At 47.6% G+C, this 22408-nt stretch carries 20 protein-coding genes; 15 read left to right on the top strand and 5 right to left on the bottom strand.

What is annotated here, in order from left to right; genetic code table 11:
• Window positions 1-22: 22 nt before the first annotated feature.
• Genes QM717_RS19410 through QM717_RS19400 form a run of 3 tightly spaced genes read right to left on the bottom strand, consistent with a single transcriptional unit; the run spans window position 23 to window position 1855 of the window.
• Window positions 23-445 carry a hypothetical protein gene (locus tag QM717_RS19410; RefSeq protein ID WP_415040079.1) on the bottom strand — a complete coding sequence of 141 codons (423 nt, stop codon included), beginning with the start codon at window positions 443-445 and terminating at the stop codon, window positions 23-25.
• Complete coding sequence (locus tag QM717_RS19405) at window positions 420-737, bottom strand: hypothetical protein (protein ID WP_415040078.1); 318 nt, start codon at window positions 735-737, stop codon at window positions 420-422. Before QM717_RS19405 ends, QM717_RS19410 begins: the two co-directional genes overlap by 26 nt.
• The gene (locus tag QM717_RS19400) at window positions 728-1855 is read right to left on the bottom strand and encodes a glycosyltransferase (protein ID WP_415040076.1); all 1128 of its coding nucleotides are present in this window, start codon (window positions 1853-1855) and stop codon (window positions 728-730) included. Before QM717_RS19400 ends, QM717_RS19405 begins: the two co-directional genes overlap by 10 nt.
• Window positions 1856-1896: 41 nt before the next feature.
• Here QM717_RS19400 and QM717_RS19395 point away from each other — a divergent pair, with 41 nt between their 5' ends.
• Together QM717_RS19395 and QM717_RS19390 are read left to right on the top strand one after the other, a co-directional pair.
• Complete coding sequence (locus QM717_RS19395; protein ID WP_415040074.1) at window positions 1897-2985, top strand: glycosyltransferase; 1089 nt, start codon at window positions 1897-1899, stop codon at window positions 2983-2985.
• Window positions 2958-3395 carry a sugar 3,4-ketoisomerase gene (locus tag QM717_RS19390; protein ID WP_415040072.1) on the top strand — a complete coding sequence of 146 codons (438 nt, stop codon included), beginning with the start codon at window positions 2958-2960 and terminating at the stop codon, window positions 3393-3395. The genes QM717_RS19395 and QM717_RS19390 overlap by 28 nt, the downstream gene beginning before the upstream one ends.
• Here QM717_RS19390 and QM717_RS19385 read toward each other — a convergent pair.
• Window positions 3372-4301, bottom strand: coding sequence for a glycosyltransferase family 2 protein (locus QM717_RS19385; RefSeq protein ID WP_415040070.1), 930 nt, complete (start codon window positions 4299-4301; stop codon window positions 3372-3374). The genes QM717_RS19390 and QM717_RS19385 overlap by 24 nt on opposite strands.
• Window positions 4302-4373: 72 nt before the next feature.
• Between QM717_RS19385 and QM717_RS19380 the strand changes: the two genes are divergently transcribed.
• Genes QM717_RS19380 through QM717_RS19365 form a run of 4 tightly spaced genes read left to right on the top strand, consistent with a single transcriptional unit; the run spans window position 4374 to window position 7609 of the window.
• Window positions 4374-5492, top strand: coding sequence for a hypothetical protein (locus QM717_RS19380; RefSeq protein WP_415040068.1), 1119 nt, complete (start codon window positions 4374-4376; stop codon window positions 5490-5492).
• Window positions 5492-5830 carry a hypothetical protein gene (locus QM717_RS19375; protein ID WP_415040067.1) on the top strand — a complete coding sequence of 113 codons (339 nt, stop codon included), beginning with the start codon at window positions 5492-5494 and terminating at the stop codon, window positions 5828-5830. Before QM717_RS19380 ends, QM717_RS19375 begins: the two co-directional genes overlap by 1 nt.
• Window positions 5751-6320 carry a 2OG-Fe(II) oxygenase gene (locus tag QM717_RS19370; protein ID WP_415040065.1) on the top strand — a complete coding sequence of 190 codons (570 nt, stop codon included), beginning with the start codon at window positions 5751-5753 and terminating at the stop codon, window positions 6318-6320. The genes QM717_RS19375 and QM717_RS19370 overlap by 80 nt, the downstream gene beginning before the upstream one ends.
• Window positions 6321-6355: 35 nt before the next feature.
• Window positions 6356-7609, top strand: coding sequence for a hypothetical protein (locus tag QM717_RS19365; protein WP_415040063.1), 1254 nt, complete (start codon window positions 6356-6358; stop codon window positions 7607-7609).
• On the opposite strand, the gene QM717_RS19360 is transcribed toward QM717_RS19365, so the two are convergent.
• Window positions 7606-8289: a cell division ATP-binding protein FtsE gene (locus QM717_RS19360; RefSeq protein WP_415040061.1), complete on the bottom strand. Its 684-nt coding sequence runs from the start codon at window positions 8287-8289 to the stop codon at window positions 7606-7608. The genes QM717_RS19365 and QM717_RS19360 overlap by 4 nt on opposite strands.
• 174 nt (window positions 8290-8463) lie before the next feature.
• Between QM717_RS19360 and QM717_RS19355 the strand changes: the two genes are divergently transcribed.
• The 9 genes from QM717_RS19355 (at window position 8464) to mdh (ending at window position 22393) form a co-directional block, all read left to right on the top strand.
• Window positions 8464-11478: a tetratricopeptide repeat protein gene (locus QM717_RS19355; protein WP_415040059.1), complete on the top strand. Its 3015-nt coding sequence runs from the start codon at window positions 8464-8466 to the stop codon at window positions 11476-11478.
• A gap of 107 nt (window positions 11479-11585) precedes the next feature.
• Complete coding sequence (locus tag QM717_RS19350; RefSeq protein ID WP_415040057.1) at window positions 11586-13370, top strand: TonB-dependent receptor; 1785 nt, start codon at window positions 11586-11588, stop codon at window positions 13368-13370.
• Window positions 13371-13451: 81 nt separating this feature from the next.
• A complete protein-coding gene (locus tag QM717_RS19345; RefSeq protein WP_415040056.1) occupies window positions 13452-13901 on the top strand; it encodes a hypothetical protein in 450 nt (149 codons plus the stop codon).
• Between the two features lie 25 nt (window positions 13902-13926).
• Window positions 13927-15468 (top strand): hypothetical protein, encoded by a 1542-nt coding sequence (locus QM717_RS19340; protein WP_415040054.1) that lies wholly within the window; start codon window positions 13927-13929, stop codon window positions 15466-15468.
• Between the two features lie 172 nt (window positions 15469-15640).
• Window positions 15641-17257, top strand: coding sequence for an asparagine synthase B (gene asnB / locus QM717_RS19335; protein ID WP_415040052.1), 1617 nt, complete (start codon window positions 15641-15643; stop codon window positions 17255-17257).
• A gap of 74 nt (window positions 17258-17331) precedes the next feature.
• On the top strand, window positions 17332-18354 hold the full coding sequence (locus QM717_RS19330; protein ID WP_415040050.1) for a dipeptide epimerase: 1023 nt from the start codon (window positions 17332-17334) through the stop codon (window positions 18352-18354).
• A gap of 113 nt (window positions 18355-18467) precedes the next feature.
• Window positions 18468-20408, top strand: a complete 1941-nt coding sequence (gene gyrB / locus QM717_RS19325; protein ID WP_415040048.1) for a DNA topoisomerase (ATP-hydrolyzing) subunit B — start codon at window positions 18468-18470, stop codon at window positions 20406-20408.
• Window positions 20401-21429: a DUF6588 family protein gene (locus tag QM717_RS19320; protein ID WP_415040046.1), complete on the top strand. Its 1029-nt coding sequence runs from the start codon at window positions 20401-20403 to the stop codon at window positions 21427-21429. The genes gyrB and QM717_RS19320 overlap by 8 nt, the downstream gene beginning before the upstream one ends.
• Before the next feature lie 28 nt (window positions 21430-21457).
• Window positions 21458-22393, top strand: a complete 936-nt coding sequence (gene mdh / locus QM717_RS19315; RefSeq protein ID WP_415040044.1) for a malate dehydrogenase — start codon at window positions 21458-21460, stop codon at window positions 22391-22393.
• Window positions 22394-22408 lie beyond the last annotated feature (15 nt).

Here is a 22408-nt window from a genome sequence, read left to right as displayed (position 1 = left end):
TGTGTCGTGTTACTTCGTTCAGTTACGTATTGCTAAGGTTAATAGGGAAACACAATAGAATCCGAACAGCACCGATACCATCGTTTGCAACAATCGGCAAATACAACAAGGAAACGACCAGAACCACAGAAAATCCGGTTGCCAATTGCGGCCAAAGGTTCGCACGCCGGAAATACAAAATAAGCACATTGAGCGTCACAAACGGATACAAAAACGACGGCATCGCATAAAAACCCAACACCGAAGCGATCCCAAAAAACACCCAGTGTTTGCGGTTGTTTTCCAACTTGATTGTATCGAATGAAGCCTGCAAAGCCAAAATGAAAAATAAAGTCACGAGCGAATAACCGCGCGACATATAACTGTAATACAAATTCAGGAACAGCACCGACGAGATGGCCACCACCACGAGCGCCAGTTTATAATCGAAATGTTTGCCGCACAAAGCGATAGAGCAAAACCATCGAAACCAAATTCACGCACAACACCGAAATCCGCATCTTGAACAAATTGGAAAGTCCGGGCAAATGGTACGTCAGATTCGTAACCAACGAATGCAGGACATGGTTGTTCGGCGCGGGATAGTGCGAGGCCGAAGCGACAAAACCTTTCCGGGTGAAATTCAGGAAAGTCCACGCCTCGTCATAAGAAACCGGCATCTGTAAAGCATAATAAACCGAAGCGGCCAAAGGAATCGCAAGCAATAACGCTAGGTATTTCTTTTCCGTTATCGCCATGTATTGAGGTATTGCTGGGCGATTTGGATGTAATCGTGTTCGTTTTCGATGAATTGTCGGGCGCGTTTGCCGATGGCGGTGATTTCCGCTGGATTCTCAATGAGTTCCGACAGCGATTCCACAATCGAATCGACATCGGGGACGACATGGATGTTGACACGCTGGGTCAATCCGTAATGCGCGGTAAAATCTTCGCCGGCGCCCGTAAAAACGACTTTGCCACGCGCCATCGCTTCCAACGCATTGTAACCCTGGTCAAGCGAAAAAACCTGGTCGAGCACAATATGGGCGCGATTATACAATTGAATGTATTGTGCGTATGGAACGCTTCGGGCAACAATGATTTCGACCTTTTCAGGATATTTTTGACGGATGATTTCAAGCGCTTGTTCAAAATAATCCGAACCTTTCTTGTAATAATTCTCGGTGTTGATGCCGAGGAAAAGGACAATTTTATCCAAAGGCAAACTTTCAAAATCGAATTTCGTCACATTGACCGGATTCGGGACCAATCCCAAAAATTTCTGATTTCCCTTTAAGGCCGGGACATAATCGAAATCGGTCGCAATCACACCGGCAATATTGCGGTAAATGAAATCGTGCAGTTGCTTGAACCCGGGTAAACGGAATTTGAGCACATTGATGAATGCCTTGTCCTTGATTTTGCCCATCAAATAAGGCTGTACCACCGATTTTTGCTCGGGATGCGCAAAATTGTACGTTACATTGCTGTAATCGTCTCCGCACGACAAAAGGAACGTCTTTGGGTTGTTTTTGAAGATAAAATCGAGAATTTTACGCTCGTGTTTCGGGTCGCAATAAAAACTATTTTCGTTGATGAGCTGCACGACATCGAAACCTTGTAGTTCCTTTTTGTACCGAAGGAATTGTCTGTAAGTCCAATACGAACTCAAATCGAAGCCCGTCAATTTCAAAAACCCGAGCTTGATTTTCTTCAAAATCCCCGAATCCCATTGCTTATAGAGCGCAAAATCCACCGGATAATCCTTAAATCCGTCGTTGAATCCGAACAGCACCACCTGGTGGCCAAGGGCTTGCAAACCTTCCTTCAAAGAATTGTGCAGCCTGCTGTATTCGCCTATAAGTAAAATGTTCATATATCGTTATATTTGACAAATATATTTACAATTGCGCAATAATGGAGCAGCCCAAAAGCAAAATAGCACTCATTTCCCATTCGCTCGGCAAGGGCGGGGCAGAGCGGTTTGCGGCGGGTTTGAGCTTCCTGTTGACCGATTTGGGACATGAAATCCACCACCTCATTATTGAGGATGCGGTCGATTATGATTACGCAGGAAGTTTGTACAATCTGGGCGAGATTTGTTCCAATGACAACGCGTTCCAACGCAAAATCAACAAAGGAATTTTACTCAAAAAATATTTAGAGCAACACCAAATCGATGTAGTAATCGACAACCGCTCGCGCAACAATTTTATCCGCGAATGGTTTGCCCAACGCATTTATGGAAACCGCAAACGCATTTGCCTCGTGCACAGTTTCAAGCTCGATGAATATTTTCCGTCTTCGCCGATGCTGGCCAAAATCCTTTACAGCGACGCCGAGAAAATCGTCTGCGTTTCCCAAGCGATCGAAGCTGAAATCCACCGAAAATATAAACTTCGCAATACCGTCACGATTTACAATTCTATCGATTTTTCCAAATTAAAGGCGGAAAACAAACCCAACGAATTTGGAAATTATGTGCTCTATTTCGGGCGACTAGACGAGAAAGTCAAAAATTTCAGCCTCATGCTCGAAGCGTTTTCGCTTTCCAAGATTTATGAAAGTGGCTTTAAACTGTTGATCATGGGCGATGGACCGGATTCAGATTTCATCAAAACCGAAATTGCCAAATGGAATTTGGCGCAACATATTCAGTTGATCCCGTTTCAAAACAATCCGTACGCTGTGGTCGGTCAAGCCAAATTTACGCTGCTCACGAGTCGGCATGAAGGTTTCCCGATGATGCTGATCGAATCGCTCGCACTCGGCGTCCCGGTGGTTTCGGTCGACTGCCAGTCTGGCCCGAAAGAAATCATCCAGAATGGCCAAAACGGATTGCTCGTGCCCAACCACGATGCGCATGTACTGGCCCAAGCCATACACAAACTTGCGACTGATTCCAATTTATATGATATTTGCAAACAAAATGCAGCAACCAGCGTGGCGCATTTGTCCGTGGAAAACATTTCCCGGCAATGGCAGCAAATCCTAACCCAACCATGACCAGCCTCAACGACATCCGACTGATCGACATTCCCAAAATCCACGACGCCAAAGGCAACCTTTCGGTCGTCGAAGGACCAACCCTTCCTTTCGAAATCAAACGCGTGTATTACCTGTACGATGTGCCCAGCACGGCCGAACGCTACGGCAATGCCCACAAACTGCAGCAACGCGTGTTGATTGCGCTCAGCGGTAGTTTTGAGATTACGCTCAAAGATGGGAAAAATGAGAAGGTGGTCACGCTCAACAAACCCAACCAAGGCTTGTACATTCCGAACGGGATTTGGCGCGAGATGCGCAATTTTTCTTCGGGCTCGGTCTGTCTCGTGATTGCATCGGATGACTATGACGAAAGTGATTACCTGCGCGAATTTGAAGATTTTCAATCATTTAAAAACAGAACTTCCTAAACCGTTCTCGGCCAGTAACGTCTTGATTTTGACCAGCACCTGCAATTGGAAACGCGTCAAATGCAGTAAAATGCGTTTTTTGACGTTAAGGTTCTTGAAATCGATCGCGTCGTAGCATTTCCTGAAGTTCTTTTTGTCGCCCGCGAGCTTGCTTTTGATCGCGACCGAAAAACGGTTCAGGTCGAGAAATTTCTTGAGCTTCGGGTTCGTTTTTTCGGCTTCGGCGTATTTGGCGAAACTGCTTTCCTCAAAGAAATACTGCTGGCCGCGCGAGACGCTTTTGCCGTCGTAGACATAACGCGCCAGGATTTTCCAATCGAACACCACTTTAAAATCGAGTCCGACGCGGATCCACAAATCGGTGTCCTCTGCAAATTTAACATTCGTATCAAAAACACCCGATTGCTCGAAAACACTTTTGTGGAACACGGCCGCCGAGGTCCAAATGACGGCTTCTTTTGAACTCGCATCGAAGAAATCGACCACTTCGCAATAGCCGGTCTGTTCGATCGAATAGTCGGCGGGAAACACGTTTTTGGCAGTTTCGATTTCGATTGCAGAACTGAAAACCTTGTGTCCGGGCGCATATCGGCCGATGTTGCGGTGCATGGTCTGCAAAAAATCGGGATACCAGTAATCGTCCGAATCGAGAAAAGCGATGTAATCGGCATTCGATAAAGTGATTCCGAAATTGCGCGCCGCGGCGACGCCCTTGTTTTCGCGCAGGTAATACCGGATGCGCGGATCGTCGAAAGCGTTGACTTTTTGCTCACTCGCATCGGTCGAGCCGTCGTTGACGATGATGATCTCGAAATCGTCGAAAGTCTGCGCCAATACACTTTGGAGCGTCTGCGAAATGAAGCGTTCCTTGTTGTAAAGCGGGATGACGACGGAGAAAAATGGCATGTCCGAATTTTAAACCAAATATAGGCAAAAGTTGCGATTGCCGATTTTAATGTGTTATTTTTGTGCGACGCCATGCAAAACCGAACGCTACATATTGTCAGTTTCGACAATCCTTTTCCCCCGATTTATGGCGGAATCATCGAGGTTTTTTACAAGCTCAAACCGCTCAAGGATTTGGGCATTGCGGTGCATCTGCATTGTTTCGTCGAAGAAATCCCGACACGCGAAACCGAATTGGAACAACTCGCCGCGCGGGTTTATTACTACAAGAATTCGAAACATCCGTTCAGTTTTTTTTCGTGGCTGCCGTTCTCGGTGCAATCGCGCGACGACAAGACGCTTTTGAAAAACCTGCAGGCCGTCGACGCGCCGATCCTTTTCAAAGGCTTGAAAACGACCTATCTCGTTTACCGTGGCTTTTTGACCGACAGGAAGAAATTGCTGCGGCTGCACAACATCGAGCAGGATTATTTCGGCGGAATTTCGAAAAGCGAGACGCGTTGGCACAAGAAGTTCGTGTATTGGGCCGAAGCCATCAAGTTCAAGCGGTATGAGAAAATCATCGGGCGGTTCGAAAAAGTGGCGGCCTTGTCGAAATTCGAGAACGAATACATCAATGCGCAATTCGGCAATTCGGTGTATGTGCCCGTTTTCCATGGCAATCCAACCGTTTCGAAGCTCGATGGAGTTGGGAAGTACGCGATTTACCACGGCGATTTGCGCATGTCCGACAACATCCGCGTGGCCGAAAACCTGATCGATATTTTCAAGAAAATTCCCGATGTAAAATTGGTCATCGCCTCGAACAGCAATGAAGATCATTTCAATAATCTGATCGGTGAGGCGGCGAACATTTCCTATGTTTCCATCGAGAATTTTGAACATTTGAAACAATTGCTCGAGCAGGCGCACATCAACCTGATTTTTTCGTACCAAAGATCGGGAACCAAGCTCAAGTTGATGAATTCGCTGTATTACAGCCGTTTTTGTCTCATCAACCAAAACATCATGGACGATGAAAACGTGAGCCAATTGTGCGAATTTGCCAATTCCAACGAAGAAATTATCAACAAGGTCAATATTTTGAAGAATTTGGCGTTTAATGATTATGAGCAGCGGAAGCGGGTGCTCGAAACAGAAATGAACGACCATAAAAACGCGGAAATCCTTGCAAAAATAATACTCGGGTAATGGAATTGAACAGACAAAAACTTTCAAAGCTGATCGTAAGTTCGCTATCGGCCCACAAAGAGACATTGAAGCGGCAATATGCCGAAAGCCAATCGGGCATCGGTTATTTCTTTTTGGATGATGTTTTGCCCGAGGAAATCACGCGTGAAATCTTTGCGTTGTTTCCCGATCCATCCGAGATGAAACTCAAGAACACCATTCGCGAACGCAAGTACATTGCCGTGCAGATGGACCAATACCATCCGTTGCTCGAAAGAAATGGTCTATGCGTTCCAGGCGCCCGAAGTCGTCCGGATCGTTTCCGAAATCTGCCAGATCGAACATTTGATTCCCGATGAAAACCTTTATGCCGGGGGCATTTCGATGATGGGTAATGGACATTACCTGCATCCGCACCTCGACAATTCGCACGACAAGGACCGCAATTTCTGGCGCGTGCTCAACCTGCTGTTTTATGTGACGCCCGATTGGAAACTTGAAAATGGCGGCAATCTCGAACTCTGGCCCGATGGACTCGAAGGCAAGCCAATTACAATCACCAGTAAATTCAATCGTTTGGCCGTAATGGCCACGCACAACAATTCGCTGCATTCGGTATCGCCGATTGATTTCGAAGGCGAACGTTGCTGCGTGTCGAATTATTATTTTTCGGAAACGCCGTTGCTCGAGGACGATTCGTTCCATGTGACTTCGTTTCGCGCACGTCCCGGAAATACGATGACCGACGCCTTGTTGCAGGTCGATACGGCCTTGCGCATGAACCTGCGCAAATTGTTCAAGAAAGGCATCAAGGAAAATCCGCACGTCTACAAACGCAAGGACAAATAAGCGGTTTCATCCGAATATTATGCTATTTTTGTGGCATGCCAAACCTCGGGAATTCCTTTAGAAAATACCAGTTTCATTTGCTGCTCTTGGGCATTGGGCTGGTTTGGATTTCGGTTTTCGATCATTTGCTGCAACTGCACCTTCAGACGTATATTTCGCACGACGCGTTGAGTTACCAGCAATCGGCTGAAAATTTATACGTTTACCACCGCGGCCACAATTACCGTCCGATGTTGATGGCAGCCCTGACTGGAATTCCTTATTTATTCGGTGGCGGCAATGCATCGGTTTACCTGTTTTCTTATGGGCTTAATTGGGTTTGCTGGCTGGGTTCGATCTTGGTTTTGTTTGAAATATTGCGGTTTTTCCTGAAGCCGAAATTTGCTTTTGTTTTCACGTTAGCCAGCATTTTTTTGGTCGGAATCAATGCGTTGGTTTTTGAATTGTGCACCGAAATCATTTACTTGTTTTTGATACTGTCGGCCGTTTATTTCCTGTTCAAATACCAACGAACGGAAGTGTTCAAATATTTGGCTTTTGCCTTGTCGCTTTTGGTATTGAGTATGTTGATCAAGCCTGGCTCAAAATTCCTGGCCATCTTATTGACGGTTTATTTTGTCAAGCAGCTTGTTTTCAATTACGGCTCCAGATTTGCGTGGCTGCTTTACGGCAGTTATTTTTTGGTTTTGGTGCAATGCGCCGGGGTCAAATACCAATTCGGAAATTTCACTTTGGGCTACATCGATGCGGTCACTTACTACGATTATCTGGGCGCCAAGGCCGAAAGTTTGCGCACGAACCAAACATTTGAAACCGTCTGGAAACAACGCGCCGATTACATCTACAGCCTGCCCAATCCCGAGCAAAAAGTCATCGCCTCGCGGGATTTTACCGACCAATTGCAGTACAACACCGCGCACTTTTTCAGGGCCTATTTTTATAATTTAGGGGAAAATGCCAGCACGGGAAGCGTCAAGATCGCTATTTTGGAGAATCTTCAAGGAAAAGTAAACCATGGCACGATTAAAACACTGGGATACACGATTTCTGAGTGGCAGAATAGGCTTTTGTCTATCGTTGGTTTTTTGCTGTCCGTACTGCTTTTACTGAGGTTTAAATCGACAGAAAAACCATTATTGGTCACCGCTTTTTTTGTAATCTACATCATGTTACTTTCGGGCATATCGTGCAATGAAGGCGACCGTTTCCACATCGTCACTTTTCCATTCGTACTGATGCTCATCAGCCAATGGAGTTCTCGAAAAATAAAAGGAATCCGAATCGATTAAACGGTTCTTTGTACGACCTCAAAAATCTTGTGGTCCTCGCATTTGAGCGTTTTGGCCGGGAATTTCATGAGCGAAGCGTAATCGTGCGTGGCCATGATGACCGTCTTGCCGTTCTCGTTGATCTTGCGCAATACGTTCAGGACTTCCACGCTTGTTTGCGGATCGAGGTTTCCGGTCGGTTCATCTGCTAAAATAAATTCCGGATCGTTGAGCAGGGCGCGCGCAATGGCTACGCGTTGTTGTTCGCCGCCCGAGAGTTGGTGCGGCATTTTGGAAGCAATCGAATGCAAACCGACGCGTTCGAGCACCTCGTCGATCTTGTTGTCCATGTCGGCCTGGTTTTTCCAGCCGGTGGCTTTGAGCACGAATTCCATGTTGTCCTTGACGCTTCGGTCGGGCAGCAACTTGAAATCCTGGAACACGATCCCGATTTTTCTTCTCAGGAACGGAATCTGGCTTTCCTTGAGTTTGGCCAGGTCGAATTCCACGATGTGTCCTTCGCCTTCGGTCAGCGGCAAATCGGCGTAAAGCGTCTTGAGGAAACTACTTTTCCCGGTGCCTGTTTTTCCAATGATGTAAATGAATTCACCGTGGTTTACCTCGAGGTTGACATTCGATAAAATGACTTTTTTGTCCTGGTAAATGGAAACATTTTTTAAAGAAAGCACAGGTTGCGACATGGTAAGATTGCGTTTAAAACTGCGGTAAAAATACTAAGATAACGCGCGGTTTCAAAATAAATTTTAAAAGGTTATCAAGAGCCATTTGTTAAAAAAAATGTTCATAATAAAACGCTAAAAAGGTTCGTTATAGAAACGAGAAAAGATATTTTTGAAATTATTAAATCTACAGAAATGCGAAAACTACACTGGCTTTTCCTCTTTTTTTTACTGGTAAAAACGGCTTCGGTTTCGGCACAGAAATCGGCTATTTATACCCATGAACTCGAGGATTTCAACCGGGCCGTCAATTTATACAAAGAAAGCCAATACCAATCGGCGCAAATCATCTTTGATAAAGTCAAAACACAAAATGTCAGTCCCGACGTCAAGGCCGATTGTGCCTATTACAGCGCCAATTGCGGCATTCGCCTCAACCAGGCCGGTGCAGATGAACTGATGGAAAATTTCGTCCGCGATTATCCGACGAGCCCCAAACAAAACCAAGCGTTCATCGAAGTGGCGCACTATTATTTCGAACAAGGCAAATACCCGCAGGCTTTGGAATGGTTTGACAAGGTGGACGAAGGCACGTTGAGCTACGAAGAACAGGACAAATTCAACTTCCAGAAAGGCTATGCGTTTTTCAACGCCGGCAAGAAAAAAGAGGCGACGCCTTATTTCAACAAGGTCTTGAATTCGAAGGAATATGGCTCGCAGGCCAAGTATTACCTCGGATTCATGTCTTATGAAGCCGACGATTACAAAGAGGCGACGAAGTATTTCGACGAAGTGTCGGGAGAGGAAAAATACAAGGAAAAATTGTCGTATTTCGAAGCCGACATGAATTTCAAGCTCGGCAAATTCGACCAGGCGATCAAGTCGGGCGAGAAGGCGATGGCCAAATCGTCGGCTCTCGAAAAATCGGAACTCAACAAGATCATCGGCGAGAGCTATTTCAACCTCAAGCAATACGACAAGGCAATCCCGTATCTCAAAGAATACCGCGGCAAGAAAGGCAAGTGGAACAACACCGATTACTACCAACTCGGTTATGCCTATTACAAACAGGGCGATTATGAAAATGCGATCACGCAGTTCAATAAAATCATCGGCGGCAACGATTCTGTCGCACAGAATGCCTACTACCATTTGGGGGAAAGTTACCTCAAAACCGACCGCAAGCAACAGGCTTTGAATGCGTTCAAGAATGCCTCGGAAATGGATTTCGATGCGAAAATCCAGGAAGATGCCAATCTCAATTACGCCAAATTGAGCTACGAAATCGGCAACTCGTACCAACCGGTGCCGGACGTACTGGCTGGTTTCTTGGCCAAATACCCGAATTCACCGAGCAAGATTGAAGTCGAAACTTTGCTCATCAATTCCTACATCACGTCGAAAAACTACAAAGGCGCGCTCGACCTGCTCGAAAAGAACAAGAGTTTCGCCAACAAGGAAGCGTATCAAAAGGTCACGTTCTACCGCGGACTCGAATTGTACACCGACGGCAGCTACCAGGAAGCGCTCGCGATGTTCAAGAAATCTCTGGGCGAACCGAGAAACCCGAAATTCACCGCGCGTGCCACGTTCTGGAAAGGCGAAACCGAATACGTACTCGACAATTTCAACGAAGCCCTGCTCAGCTTCAAACAATTCGCTTCTTCGCCTGAATCGAAGTCGACGCCAGAAAACAAAAACATCAACTACAATATCGCTTATGCGTATTTCAAACTCAAGGAATACGACCAGGCCGGCAACTTTTTCCAAAGCCACATCGATGCGGTCAAGGACGACAAGGTGCGTCTCAACGATGCCTATTTGCGTCTCGGGGACAGCCGTTTCGTATCGGCGAAGTATTGGCCCGCGATGGATGCCTACAACAAGGCGATCGAGATGCGTGGTATCGATGCCGATTATGCGGCGTTCCAAAAAGGCATCAGCTACGGATTTGTGGCCAGAAACGACAAAAAGATTGAAGATTTGACCAAATTCATCTCGGCGTTTCCGAAATCGCAATACCGCGACGATGCGTTGTTCGAACTCGGAAATACCTATGTGACCGAAAAGAAAAACGACCAAGCGATCCGCACCTACGACCAATTGATTGCCGAATACAAAGGCGGTTCTTATTCCGCAAAAGCGATCCTGCGTCAAGGTTTGATTTACTACAATTCGGAGAACGACGCACAGGCGTTGGGCAAATTCAAGAAAATCGCAGCCGAGTATCCGAAAAGTCCCGAAGCGGTCGAAGCGGTGGCCACGGCACGTCTCATTTATGTCGACAACGGCAAAGTCGATGAATATGCGACTTGGGTCAAAACGCTCGATTTCGTAGAGGTTTCGGATGCCGATCTCGACAACGACACTTACGAAGCCGCCGAAAAACAATACATGCAAAACAACATCAAACAGGCGATTTCGACCCTGAGCGGTTATGTGGCCAAATTCCCGAACGGCATCCATGCCCTCAAGGCAAATTTCTATCTGGCACAATCCTATTACAACGACAACCTCAAGGAACGTGCGGTGCCGCATTACGAGTTTGTGGTGTCGAGGCCGCGCAATGAATTCACCGAACAATCGCTTGCGCGTCTGGCCGAGATTTACCTCAAAGGCAGCGACGATACCAAGACAATCGCCGTGCTCAAGCAACTCGAAACCGCCGCCGATTACCCTCAAAACGTCACTTTTGCACAGGCCAATTTGATGAAAACCTATTACGAGCAGAAAGATTACCCGAACGCGGTGATTTATGCCGACAAGGTTTTGGCGAATCCGAAAATGGACGACAAGGTCAAATCGGATGCGCAGATCATCGTGGCGCGTTCGGCCTGGAATTCGAATGACGAAGCCAAGGCCAGGACGGCTTATGCCAAATTGCTCACCATTGCCAAGGGCGAACTCGCCGCAGAAGCCCTGTATTATGACGCTTATTTCAAAAACAAGGACGGCAAATTCGAGGCGTCGAACACGACGGTTCAAAAATTGACCAAGGATTATTCGGGTTACAAATATTTCGGGGCCAAAGGTCTGGTCATCATGGCCAAGAATTTTTATGGCTTAAAGGACAGTTTCCAGGCGACCTACATTCTGGAAAGCGTCATCAAGAATTTTGCGGCTTATCCCGAAGTCGTGCAGGAAGCGCAAACGCAGCTCAACACGATCAAGGCCGCCGAATCGCAAACGAATTCATCGATCCAGAATTAGATTATAGAACCAAGAATCAAGAACCAAGATTTGGAATAATCAGATAAATAATAAGCGACGTAAGTCTTGGCTTCTGGCTCTAGGCTCTTGTCTCTAAACAAAAAAGTATGAAATTCAACATCCAATATAAAATTGCAGCGCTCTTTTTAATCGGCGGGATCACTTTGGTCACGGCGCAGAAAAAAGACGAAAACATCGGAACCGAAGTCGTCAATGTCGTCAAACCGTACACGCCGACGATTTCCGATGCGTTCAAGGTCAAGGAAACGCCGGTGCTCGACGACGAAGAAACCTCGAAGAAAGAGAACATCAAATACGACATCTTTTCGTTTCCGGTAGCCTCGACGTTTACGCCGTCGAAAGGCCGGGCGGCTGGCGTCGATAAAACGAAACAGGAAACGCTTTACCGCAATTATTTCACATCCGGTTTCGGAAATTACGCGACGGCTTTCGCCGAATTGTATGTCACACACGATGTGGGCGACAACGATTATGTGGCCGCGATGGTCAAGCATTTGTCTTCGAACGGCGGCATCAAGGATGTCGAAGTCGATGATAAGTTTTTGCGCACTTCGATCGATTTGACCTACGGCAGCAAGCAACGCGAGTTCGCCTGGAATGCCGATGCGGGTTTCGAATACAAAAGAAACTACTGGTATGGCGTGCCTTCCGATTATGGGATGCCACCGACACTCACGCCCGAGCAACGCGATTTCGTGATTGGGAGAATCGACGATTGGCAAACCTATTACAACGGTTATGTGGGCGGAAAACTGACGTTCAACGAAAGCATGTTCAGCGGCGTCGAACTCAAGTATAACCGTTTTTGGGATGCCTATGATGCGTCGGAAAACCGCTTCTTTTTGAAGCCGGCGATCCAGGTCGATCTGGACCAGAATGTCTTGAAAGCCGAGTTTATCGCCGATTACAATGGTGGTGAAGTAGGAAAGGCATTCGGCAGTACTTCGGCGCTCAAGTATGCGTTTGCCAATTTCGGCGTGCACCCGAGTTATGCGATGACGCGCGACGACTGGTCTTTCGACATCGGGGCCTCGGTGTTTTACAGCGCCGATATGGAATACAGCGACAACAAATTGTTCTTTTATCCGAACGTAACGGCTTCACTCAAAGTCGTGGGCGACCTGATGGTATTTTACCTCGGAGCCGATGGCGGACTGCAACAGAATTCGTGGCGCGATCTCACGACGACCAACCCGTTTTTGTCGCCGTCGTTGCTCGGAACCAACCCGAGTGCGTTTGAAGGCATCAAACCGACCGACCGCCAATTGGATGGTTTTGCGGGACTCAAAGGAAAACTGTCGAACTACATCAGTTACAACGTACGCGGTTCCTTGGTAGCCGAACGCAACAAGATTTTGTTCCGCCACAATTCTTACGACGAAACGATCCTTGAACAGGAAATGTACGATTATGGCAATTCATTCGGGATTGTGTATGACAATGTGCGTACGCTGACGTTCTTTGGCGAACTCAAGGCCGATTTCAGCAAGAACATTTCGTTCGGGATCAATGGTTCCTTCCACAAATACACGACGAAATTCGAAGAAGAAGCGTGGAATTTGCCCGAGATCGAATTCGGCGCCAACCTCGATTTGACGATCACACCGAAATGGTATGCAGGTGCCAATTTGTTTTTCGTAGGCGAGCGCAAGGATTTCGAATCCAGGAACAACGCGCCATTGTTGGCCAATATCAAGACGCTCAACAGTTATTTCGATGCGAACATGCACGTGGGCTACAAATACAGCGAAAGGCTCTCGATTTGGCTGCGCTTGAACAACATCGCCAACCAGACTTATGAAAGATGGCTCAACTATCCGACGCAGGGATTCCAGGGCATGATCGGCGCGAGTTATAAATTCGATTTTTAATTAGTCAATTAGATAATGAGAAAATGAGCACAGCGTATCAATTGGCTAATTATCTAATTGACTAATTGTCACATTCCTTCAATGGCTTTCAAACAACAGGTTTACGCGCGTTACCAGCAGTTGGTCCAGGACCGGATCGATGCGTTCCGTGACATGATTTCGGCCCTGACCGAAGATGCCCAAAACGACGCCAAAGGTTCGGCGGGCGATAAGCACGAAACGGCCTTGTCGATGATGCATCTCGAACAGGAAAAGCTCAACCACAAGCTCACGGAAATTTACGGACAGAAAGCCATTCTCGACAAAATCGACCCAATGGCAATGCACCAGAAAATCGCGTTGGGCAGTTTGGTGGAAGCCAATGGGATGTTGCTTTTTATCTGTGCGGCATTGCCCAAAATAAATATCGAAGGAAAAACCGTGATCGCCGTGTCGCCCCAATCACCGCTTGGGCAGAAATTATTGGGCCATGAAGTCGGATTTTCTTTTGAGATTCACCCAACCGTATACACTATTTCCGCACTCTGTTGAGTTATAGCTTTATAACCAATTTAACGTGAAAAGACTTCTTATTTTTCTCGGTTTGCTGGCGGGAGCCGGTAGCTGGGCGCAGGAATTTACGGTCCATGAAAACGGGTTGATTTATTCGGATCATTCCGTTGGGAAACTCAAGCACATTGTCGATTCGCTGAACCTCAAGTTCAAGGTTTGCAAGGCGAACAAAGTGTATTATGCCGTGCCGCAGGCCAAAGTCCATTATGTCGAACTCCAGGATGAAAAGATAAAGCAAGCGCGTGCCGATATGGAACGCGGGATTTCATTCAAGGATTTTGTCCGGAAATATAAAAAGGCGGTCACCGAGCAAAACCTGTTGGTGACCCGTTCCGAATATACCGATTACGAGAACACCCGATTCATTGTACTCAGTTCACTGTCGTTTGGGGACGATTACGGTCGCGAGATGGACTTGAGAAAAGGTGAGGAAGCCGATCAAATCAAGGCCAATCTCAAAGGCAAATGGGTTTTGGAGCATTATTCGAATGTAGATTTGAGCGATGAGACGCTTTCGGCCTTCTATTTCCTTACCGATTTCGAAAGCAAGCCTTTGCCCCAGTCGTATGCGCGCATGGTGCAATATTCGGACTGCCTGGTCGATACCACTGCGCAGTTTTTTCTTAAAACCGCTTCCGATACGAGAAGGCTCTTTTTGGCCGATACGGTCCGAGATAAGATTGGCGATTTCCTGAATTATGTGCACCAGACGACCCATAAACCGCAATTCGATTATAAAAGTTACCGCATTGACAACAACATGACCGAGGAGGCCCAAGAGAAAATCCACAAGGAAAGGGAAGTGGCTTACGATATTTACTATAACGCCCTGCAAAAATGGGATTCCACGCGAATGGCCAAAATCGATTTCCTCAAAATGCACGATCCGTCGTTTGACCAGTTGCTGCAGCAGGCAATCGATGAAGCCAAGGACAATAAACCCACCGATGATGAATTCGAATGGTATGTAGCCCGTTACGTTTCTCCCGAACTGGCACTGCATATGAAACGCAACCGTCGGGTGATTGGGGGGTGCAGCCAGGACGACGGCCCGCGGCTGCATGCGCTCAGTATTGCCATGCTTTCTGCCGAGGCTACCCAATGGGAAGTTTTCCTGCGCGCGCACCTCGACATCATGAACGACCGTTTCGACCGCATGAGCGACGGCAGTTATGCTTATGGCGCCCGGCAGACTTACATCAAGGAACTGGAAGTGCTCGACATCAATGTGCCGGATTTGATTTTTGGCATTTCCCTGCGGGTCGGTAATCCTGCCGAGAACCATTATTTCGGGAGTATCCGCAGGATCGGGCGCGCGTTGTCGGAAAGTGCCCAAGCCAAAGCGATGGAATCAAGCCTGCTCCGGATGATTGCCGACAATGGCCTGGACGATTACAATCGCGTGCTGATGTATTATTTGTTCGACAACTACAATTATTACCTCAAGGACCCAAAAAGCAAGGCGCAAAACAGGAAAAAACTCAAGGCGGTCGTAGCCCAAATGCCGGCGTACCTGTCTTCCAAAATCAAGGTCCAGGAACCATAAAATTTAAAGATTGTAAGTGCGGCCATTTGATTTGGCACAGAAGCTTTATATAATTGTCTAAAAATACAGGTGTAGGTTTTAAATTGAAACTTATATCTGTATTTTGGTTTTATAATTATAATCATAAATACATCTTTGCTTTATCGAAATAATAGAATTTAAGACAAAGCGTATGTGTGGAATATTAGCCATCATTGGAAAAGGAAAAGACGAAGAACTGGTCAAGACACTCTCGAAAAGAATGTCGCACCGAGGTCCTGATGAAAGTGACCTTCATCTTACAGCAAACGGACATATTTTAAGCCACGAACGCTTATCGATCATCGACCTGCATTCCGGCCGACAGCCGATCAAAGGAACCAAGACCGCTTACATGGTCCACAACGGCGAAATCTACAACCACCAGCAATTGCGCGAAACGGTTTTGAAGCACCATACTTTCCGTACCAAATCGGATTCGGAAGTGATCGTGCACCTGTATGAGGAATTCGGCTATGACTTCCTCGACAAACTCGACGGCGATTTTGCTTTCGTCGTGGTCGATGGGGACGATTTCATCGCCGGGCGCGACCCGATGGGAGTCAAACCTTTGTATTATGGACTCGACGAACGCGGTCGCATTTATTTCGCTTCGGAAATGAAGCCGATTGCCGACCAGTGCAAGACCTTTGCGACATTTCCCCCAGGACATTTCTACACCCCGAAAACGGGATTTGTCAAATATTACCGACCGGAATATGAGGACCATACTTCGGCGGTACAAGATTTAAATTTGAGTTTGATAAGAGAAACCTTGACCGAAGCGACACGCAAACGCCTCATGAGTGACGTGCCGATTGGCGTGTTGCTTTCGGGGGGACTCGACTCATCCTTGACGTCATCCATAGCGGCACGTTTACTGGCTGCCGAAGGCAAGACACTGCATTCGTTCTCTATTGGGTTAGATAAGAGCGCCCCCGATGCCGTCGCTGCCCGTAAAGTTGCCGCTTTTTTAGGAACCGAGCACCACGAGGTTCATTTTACGATCGAACAGGGGATTGAGATCCTCGAAAAATTGATTTGGCATTTGGAAACCTACGACGTGACTTCCGTCAGGGCCAGTACACCGATGTATTTCCTTTCCAAGGCCATTACCGACAAAGGCATAAAAGTAGTTTTATCAGGCGAGGGCGCAGACGAGATTTTTGGTGGGTATTTATACTTTCGAAATGCGCCTTCAACTGAGGACTTCCAAAAAGAAACCATCGAGCGTGTCCAGAAATTGTTCACGGCCGATCTATTGCGCGCCGACAAATCGACGATGGCACACGGACTCGAAGCGCGTGTTCCGTTCCTCGACAAGGCATTCCTCGATATGGCCATGACGATCAAGGCCGTCGAGAAGCAGCCCAAAACGTACGACGGGGTTGAAAAATACATCCTGAGAAAGGCGTTCGATACACCAGAGCAACCGTACCTGCCGGATGAAGTATTGTGGCGTCAGAAGGAACAGTTTTCCGATGGCGTGGGTTACAGTTGGATCGATACCTTGATTGAATATTGCGCATCCAAAGTCACCGACGGACAACTGGAAACCGCCGCGGAAAGATTCCCGTACAACACGCCCACGACCAAAGAGGCGTATTTCTATCGCGATATTTTCCACAAGCATTACCCACAGCTCAGCGCCGCGCAAACGGTGCGCAAATGGATCCCCAAGTGGCAGGAGAACCAGGATCCGAGCGGAAGGGCCAACGCAGCGCACGTCAAGGCCGATACAGATATCGCCAAAACGGGCATTACAATTTAGGAGTTATTAGGTTTGTTATATATTGTTTGTATTTTTGAGACGCCGGTTGTGCAAAGCCGGCGTTTTATTTTTTTATGGCCTTACAGTTCGCTTACCGTTTTTTCGAATTGCCGCTCGCGCATCCGTTTACGATTTCGCGGTATACGGTCGTGGTACAGAAAACCGTCGTGGTCCAAATCGGGGACGGGGAATTTTTTGGATACGGCGAAGCGACGGTCAATCCGTATTACCATTCTACCGTGGAAAGATTGACGCAAAGTTTTTCAAAAGTTCGACATTTGATTGAAAACTTGTCGCCCATGCATCCAACGGAATTTTGGCCAATTCTCGCACCACATTTATCCGAAGATTATTTTGCCCTGTGTGCGATCGATATGGCCTATTGGGATTTTTATGCACGCAGCCAAAAGCGAACCGTGCGCAGTTATTTCTCCGATGCCGATGCATTGGTGCCATTGACTTCCTATACGATTGCGATCGATTCCGTCGCAGTCATGCAGCAGAAAATCCTCGAGAAACCCTGGCCTATTTACAAAATCAAATTGGGCGCTGCGCACGATCTTGAAATTGTGCGAAAGTTGCGTGAAGTAAGCGATGCGGTTTTCAGGATCGACGCCAATTGTGCCTGGACCGCCGAGCAAACCATCGAATATGCCCAAACGCTTCAGGATTTAAAAGTCGAATTCATCGAACAGCCATTGAAAGCGGATGATTTCGAAGGCATGAAAAAAGTACGCGCCCATTCGGTTTTGCCAATCATCGCCGATGAAAGTTGCCAACGCGAAGCCGATGTCGAAACCTGCAATGGACTGTTTCACGGCATCAACATCAAATTGATGAAATGCGGCGGTATCACACCGGCGCTGCGCATGATCGACAACGCCAAATCCAAGGGTTTGCTTTTGATGGCGGGCTGCATGACCGAATCGACTGTTGGTATTTCGGGCCTCGTACAAATCGCGCCGCTGCTCGATTACCTCGACGCCGACGGGGCCATGCTGATGGCCAGCGATATCGCCGATGGGGTGTCGTTCGATTTCGGCAAAATCCACTTTGCAAATGGGGCAGGAACCGGCGCCGAATTGCACGCATTTTAGTCGATAAAATGTTAATAACTTCCTAGGTTGACAGGGCAATTTCCGGTCAATATCACCTTCGTTTTTATATATTTGCCTGTTAGACAAAAAATACATTTTTTAGAATAAATTTTATGAGCGAAGAAATCAAGAAAAACAATTATTCGGCAGACAGTATTCAGGCGTTAGAAGGAATGGAGCACGTAAGGATGCGTCCTTCCATGTATATTGGAGATGTAGGTGTGCGAGGTTTGCACCACTTGGTTTATGAAGTAGTTGACAACTCGATCGACGAGGCGATGGGCGGATGGTGCGATACCATCGGTGTCACGATCAACGAAGATGGCTCAGTAACCGTAGAAGACAACGGCCGTGGTATTCCGGTCGACATGCATAAAAAAGAAGGGGTTTCCGCACTCGAGGTCGTCATGACCAAAATCGGTGCAGGGGGTAAATTCGACAAAGACTCGTATAAAGTTTCCGGTGGTTTGCACGGGGTAGGGGTTTCGGTTGTGAACGCTTTGTCCGAAAGGATGAAGTCGACCGTATTCCGCGAAGGCAAAATCTACGAACAGGAATACGAAAGAGGAAAGGCGATGTATCCGGTGAAAACCGTTGGCGAAACCGAAAAACGCGGTACACGCCAAACATTTTACCCAGACCATAAAATCTTTACACAGACTTTAGAATTCTCTTACGATACGCTTTCTGCGCGTATGCGCGAACTGTCCTTCCTGAACAAAGGAATCACAATCACGTTCACCGACATGCGTGAAACGATGGAAGATGGCAACCCGCGTTCAGAAACGTTTTTCTCTAACGAAGGTCTCAAGGAATACATCCGTTACCTCGATGGCAACCGCGAACCATTGATCGCGAGCGTCATCAGCATGGAAAACGAAAAGGGAGAAATCCCGGTCGAGGTCGCTTTGATCTACAATACCAGCTATTCCGAAAATATTTTCTCGTACGTCAACAACATCAACACGCACGAAGGCGGAACGCATTTGCAAGGTTTCCGTGCCGGACTCACGCGTACGCTCAAGAAATACGCCGATGCTTCGGGCTTGCTCGACAAGCTCAAGTTCGAGATCACGGGCGACGATTTTCGCGAAGGATTGACGGCGATTATTTCGGTAAAAGTAGCCGAGCCGCAATTCGAGGGACAAACCAAAACCAAACTCGGTAACCGCGAAGTCGTTTCGCCGGTTTCGCAAGCGGTGGGTGAAATGCTCGAGAATTATCTCGAGGAAAACCCGAACGACGCCAGGACGATTGTCCAAAAAGTCATCTTGGCGGCACAGGCGCGTCATGCGGCGAAAAAAGCACGCGAAATGGTGCAAAGAAAAACCGTCATGGGCGGCGGCGGATTGCCAGGGAAATTGTCTGACTGTTCAGAACAAGACCCGGCAAGATGTGAGGTTTACTTGGTCGAGGGTGACTCGGCGGGTGGAACGGCCAAGCAAGGCCGCGACCGTAACTTCCAGGCGATTTTGCCATTGCGTGGTAAAATTCTCAACGTCGAGAAAGCGATGCACCATAAAGTATTCGAAAACGAGGAGATTAGAAATATCTTTACCGCTTTGGGCGTGACGGTTGGAACCGCTGAAGATTCCAAAGCGCTCAACCTCGAAAAATTGCGTTACCACAAAGTCATCATCATGTGTGATGCCGACGTCGACGGTAGCCACATCGCCACTTTGATCCTGACCTTCTTCTTCCGTTTCATGAAAGAACTCATCGAGGAAGGACACGTATATATTGCAGCACCACCATTGTACCTTGTCAAAAAAGGAAACAAGAAAGAATACGCCTGGAACGATGACCAGCGCGATGCGGCCAACGAAAGAATGGGCGGCAGCGCGAACATCCAACGATACAAAGGTCTCGGTGAGATGAACGCCGAGCAACTCTGGGAAACCACGATGGATCCAAACGCAAGGACTTTGCGCCAGGTCAACATCGACAGTCTAGCCGAAGCCGACCGCATCTTCTCGATGCTGATGGGCGACGAGGTTCCGCCAAGACGTGAATTTATTGAAAAGAATGCCGTTTATGCGAACATAGATGCATAAGCGTTTCCTGACCATACTGGCGCTCGGGTCTTGCCTCTTGACGGGTAACAAAGCCGTATCACAAGATTTTCAGACGTTTTTGGATGTGAGCAATTTCCTCCAGGACGCCTTGTGGTACGCCGATACCTTCATCACACCGGCAACCGATGCGGCCGTATATCAGGCTTCTTCAAGCTGGGTTGCGACCCCGCAGAAAAAAAAGCTTTGGGATGTAAACGTCAGTATACACACCAACGCTTTTTTTGTTCCCAAGAAAAACCGCGAATTTACCGTGACCAATGACGATCTGGCGTTTTTCCGCATCGAGGACGGACGGGAATCGGCGACGGTGCAGACCGCACTCGGAAACGACGAGCAGATTTACCTCGTGGGTGAACTCGGCGAAGGCGAAGATGCGCAGCAAGTGCGTCTCAAAACCCCCGAAGGTATTGACATGTCTACCGTCGTTTATCCGTACATCCAAGCATCACTCGGAATGTGGTACGGGACGGAAATCATCGGGAAGTATTCCTATAAGGTCAAGCTCAAACGGGGCTATTATCGGGTTTATGGTGGCGGGATCAAGCACAACCTGAGCCAATATTTCAAAAGTCTCGAGGCCAAGAACCTTCACTTTTCTGCCTTTGCGGGTTATTCGAATGAAGAAATCAGTTTTGGTTTCCTCAATGCGCAGACCGAGCAGTATGGCCAATTCGGGCTCAACGAGATCACGGGTTTTGTCGATACGTATCAATTTCAGCTCAACGGGTCCAAAAAATGGCAAAACGTGGAGGTCATGGGGGCGCTCATTGCCAACACGAGCGACATCAAATATGAAGTCGGCGGCACCTCGGGGACACCATTCTTTATTGCGCCGATCAAACAATACGTCAACGACCAACTCGAGCAGATTTACAAGACGCGCACCAATGTGATCGGAGAAGTATCAGGGCGTTATCAATTTGGGCATTTTTTCGCGCAGGCTTCGTTTGCTTTTGGTAAATTTGCAAACTCAAATCTGTCCATTCAATACGAATTATAATTGTTTTACCAACTTAATATATATCAAAATGAAAGTTACAATAGTAGGAGCAGGGAACGTAGGGGCAACCTGCGCTGACGTGATCGCTTACAGAGGAATTGCCAGCGAAGTGGTGTTGCTCGACATCAAGGAAGGATTTGCAGAAGGAAAAGCGATGGACATCTCGCAATGCAAGACCAGCACCGGATGGAACACCAATGTGACCGGCGTGACCAACGATTATTCGAAGACGGCCGACAGCGACGTGGTCGTAATTACTTCGGGGATTCCTAGAAAGCCAGGAATGACGCGTGAGGAATTGATCGGCATTAACGCGGGGATTGTAAAATCGGTGGCGGACAATGTGCTCAAGTATTCTCCGAACACGATTATTGTTGTGGTTTCCAACCCAATGGACACGATGACTTACCTGACCTTGAAAGCAACCGGCTTGCCGAAAAACCGCATCATCGGAATGGGTGGCGCGCTCGACAGCTCGCGTTTCAAATATTATTTGTCAAAAGCCTTGGACAAACCGGCCAACGATGTTTCGGCTATGGTGATCGGTGGCCACGGCGATACGACGATGATTCCGCTCACAAGATTGGCGGCTTACAACGGTATTCCGGTTTCTGAATTCCTGTCGCAGGACGCGCTCGATAAGGTAGCGGCCGATACGATGGTAGGCGGAGCGACCTTGACTGGATTGCTCGGTACTTCGGCTTGGTATGCACCGGGTGCTTCGGTGGCTTACTTGGTCGATTCTATCCTGAATGACCAGAAGAAAATGATTGCTTGTTCGGTCTTCCTTGAAGGCGAATACGGACAGAGCGACATCTGCATCGGCGTACCGTGCATCATCGGTAAAAACGGTGTGGAGCAAATCCTCGACATCCAACTCGATGACAAAGAAAAAGGCTTGTTTGCGAAATCTGCCGATGCGGTGCGCAACATGAATGCCGACCTCAAATCGGTCCTGGCATAAAAGCTTTTCATCATA

This window comes from Flavobacterium sp. (assembly GCF_047602195.1).
Classification (GTDB): domain Bacteria; phylum Bacteroidota; class Bacteroidia; order Flavobacteriales; family Flavobacteriaceae; genus Flavobacterium.
This window is presented reverse-complemented; position numbering and strand designations above follow the sequence as displayed.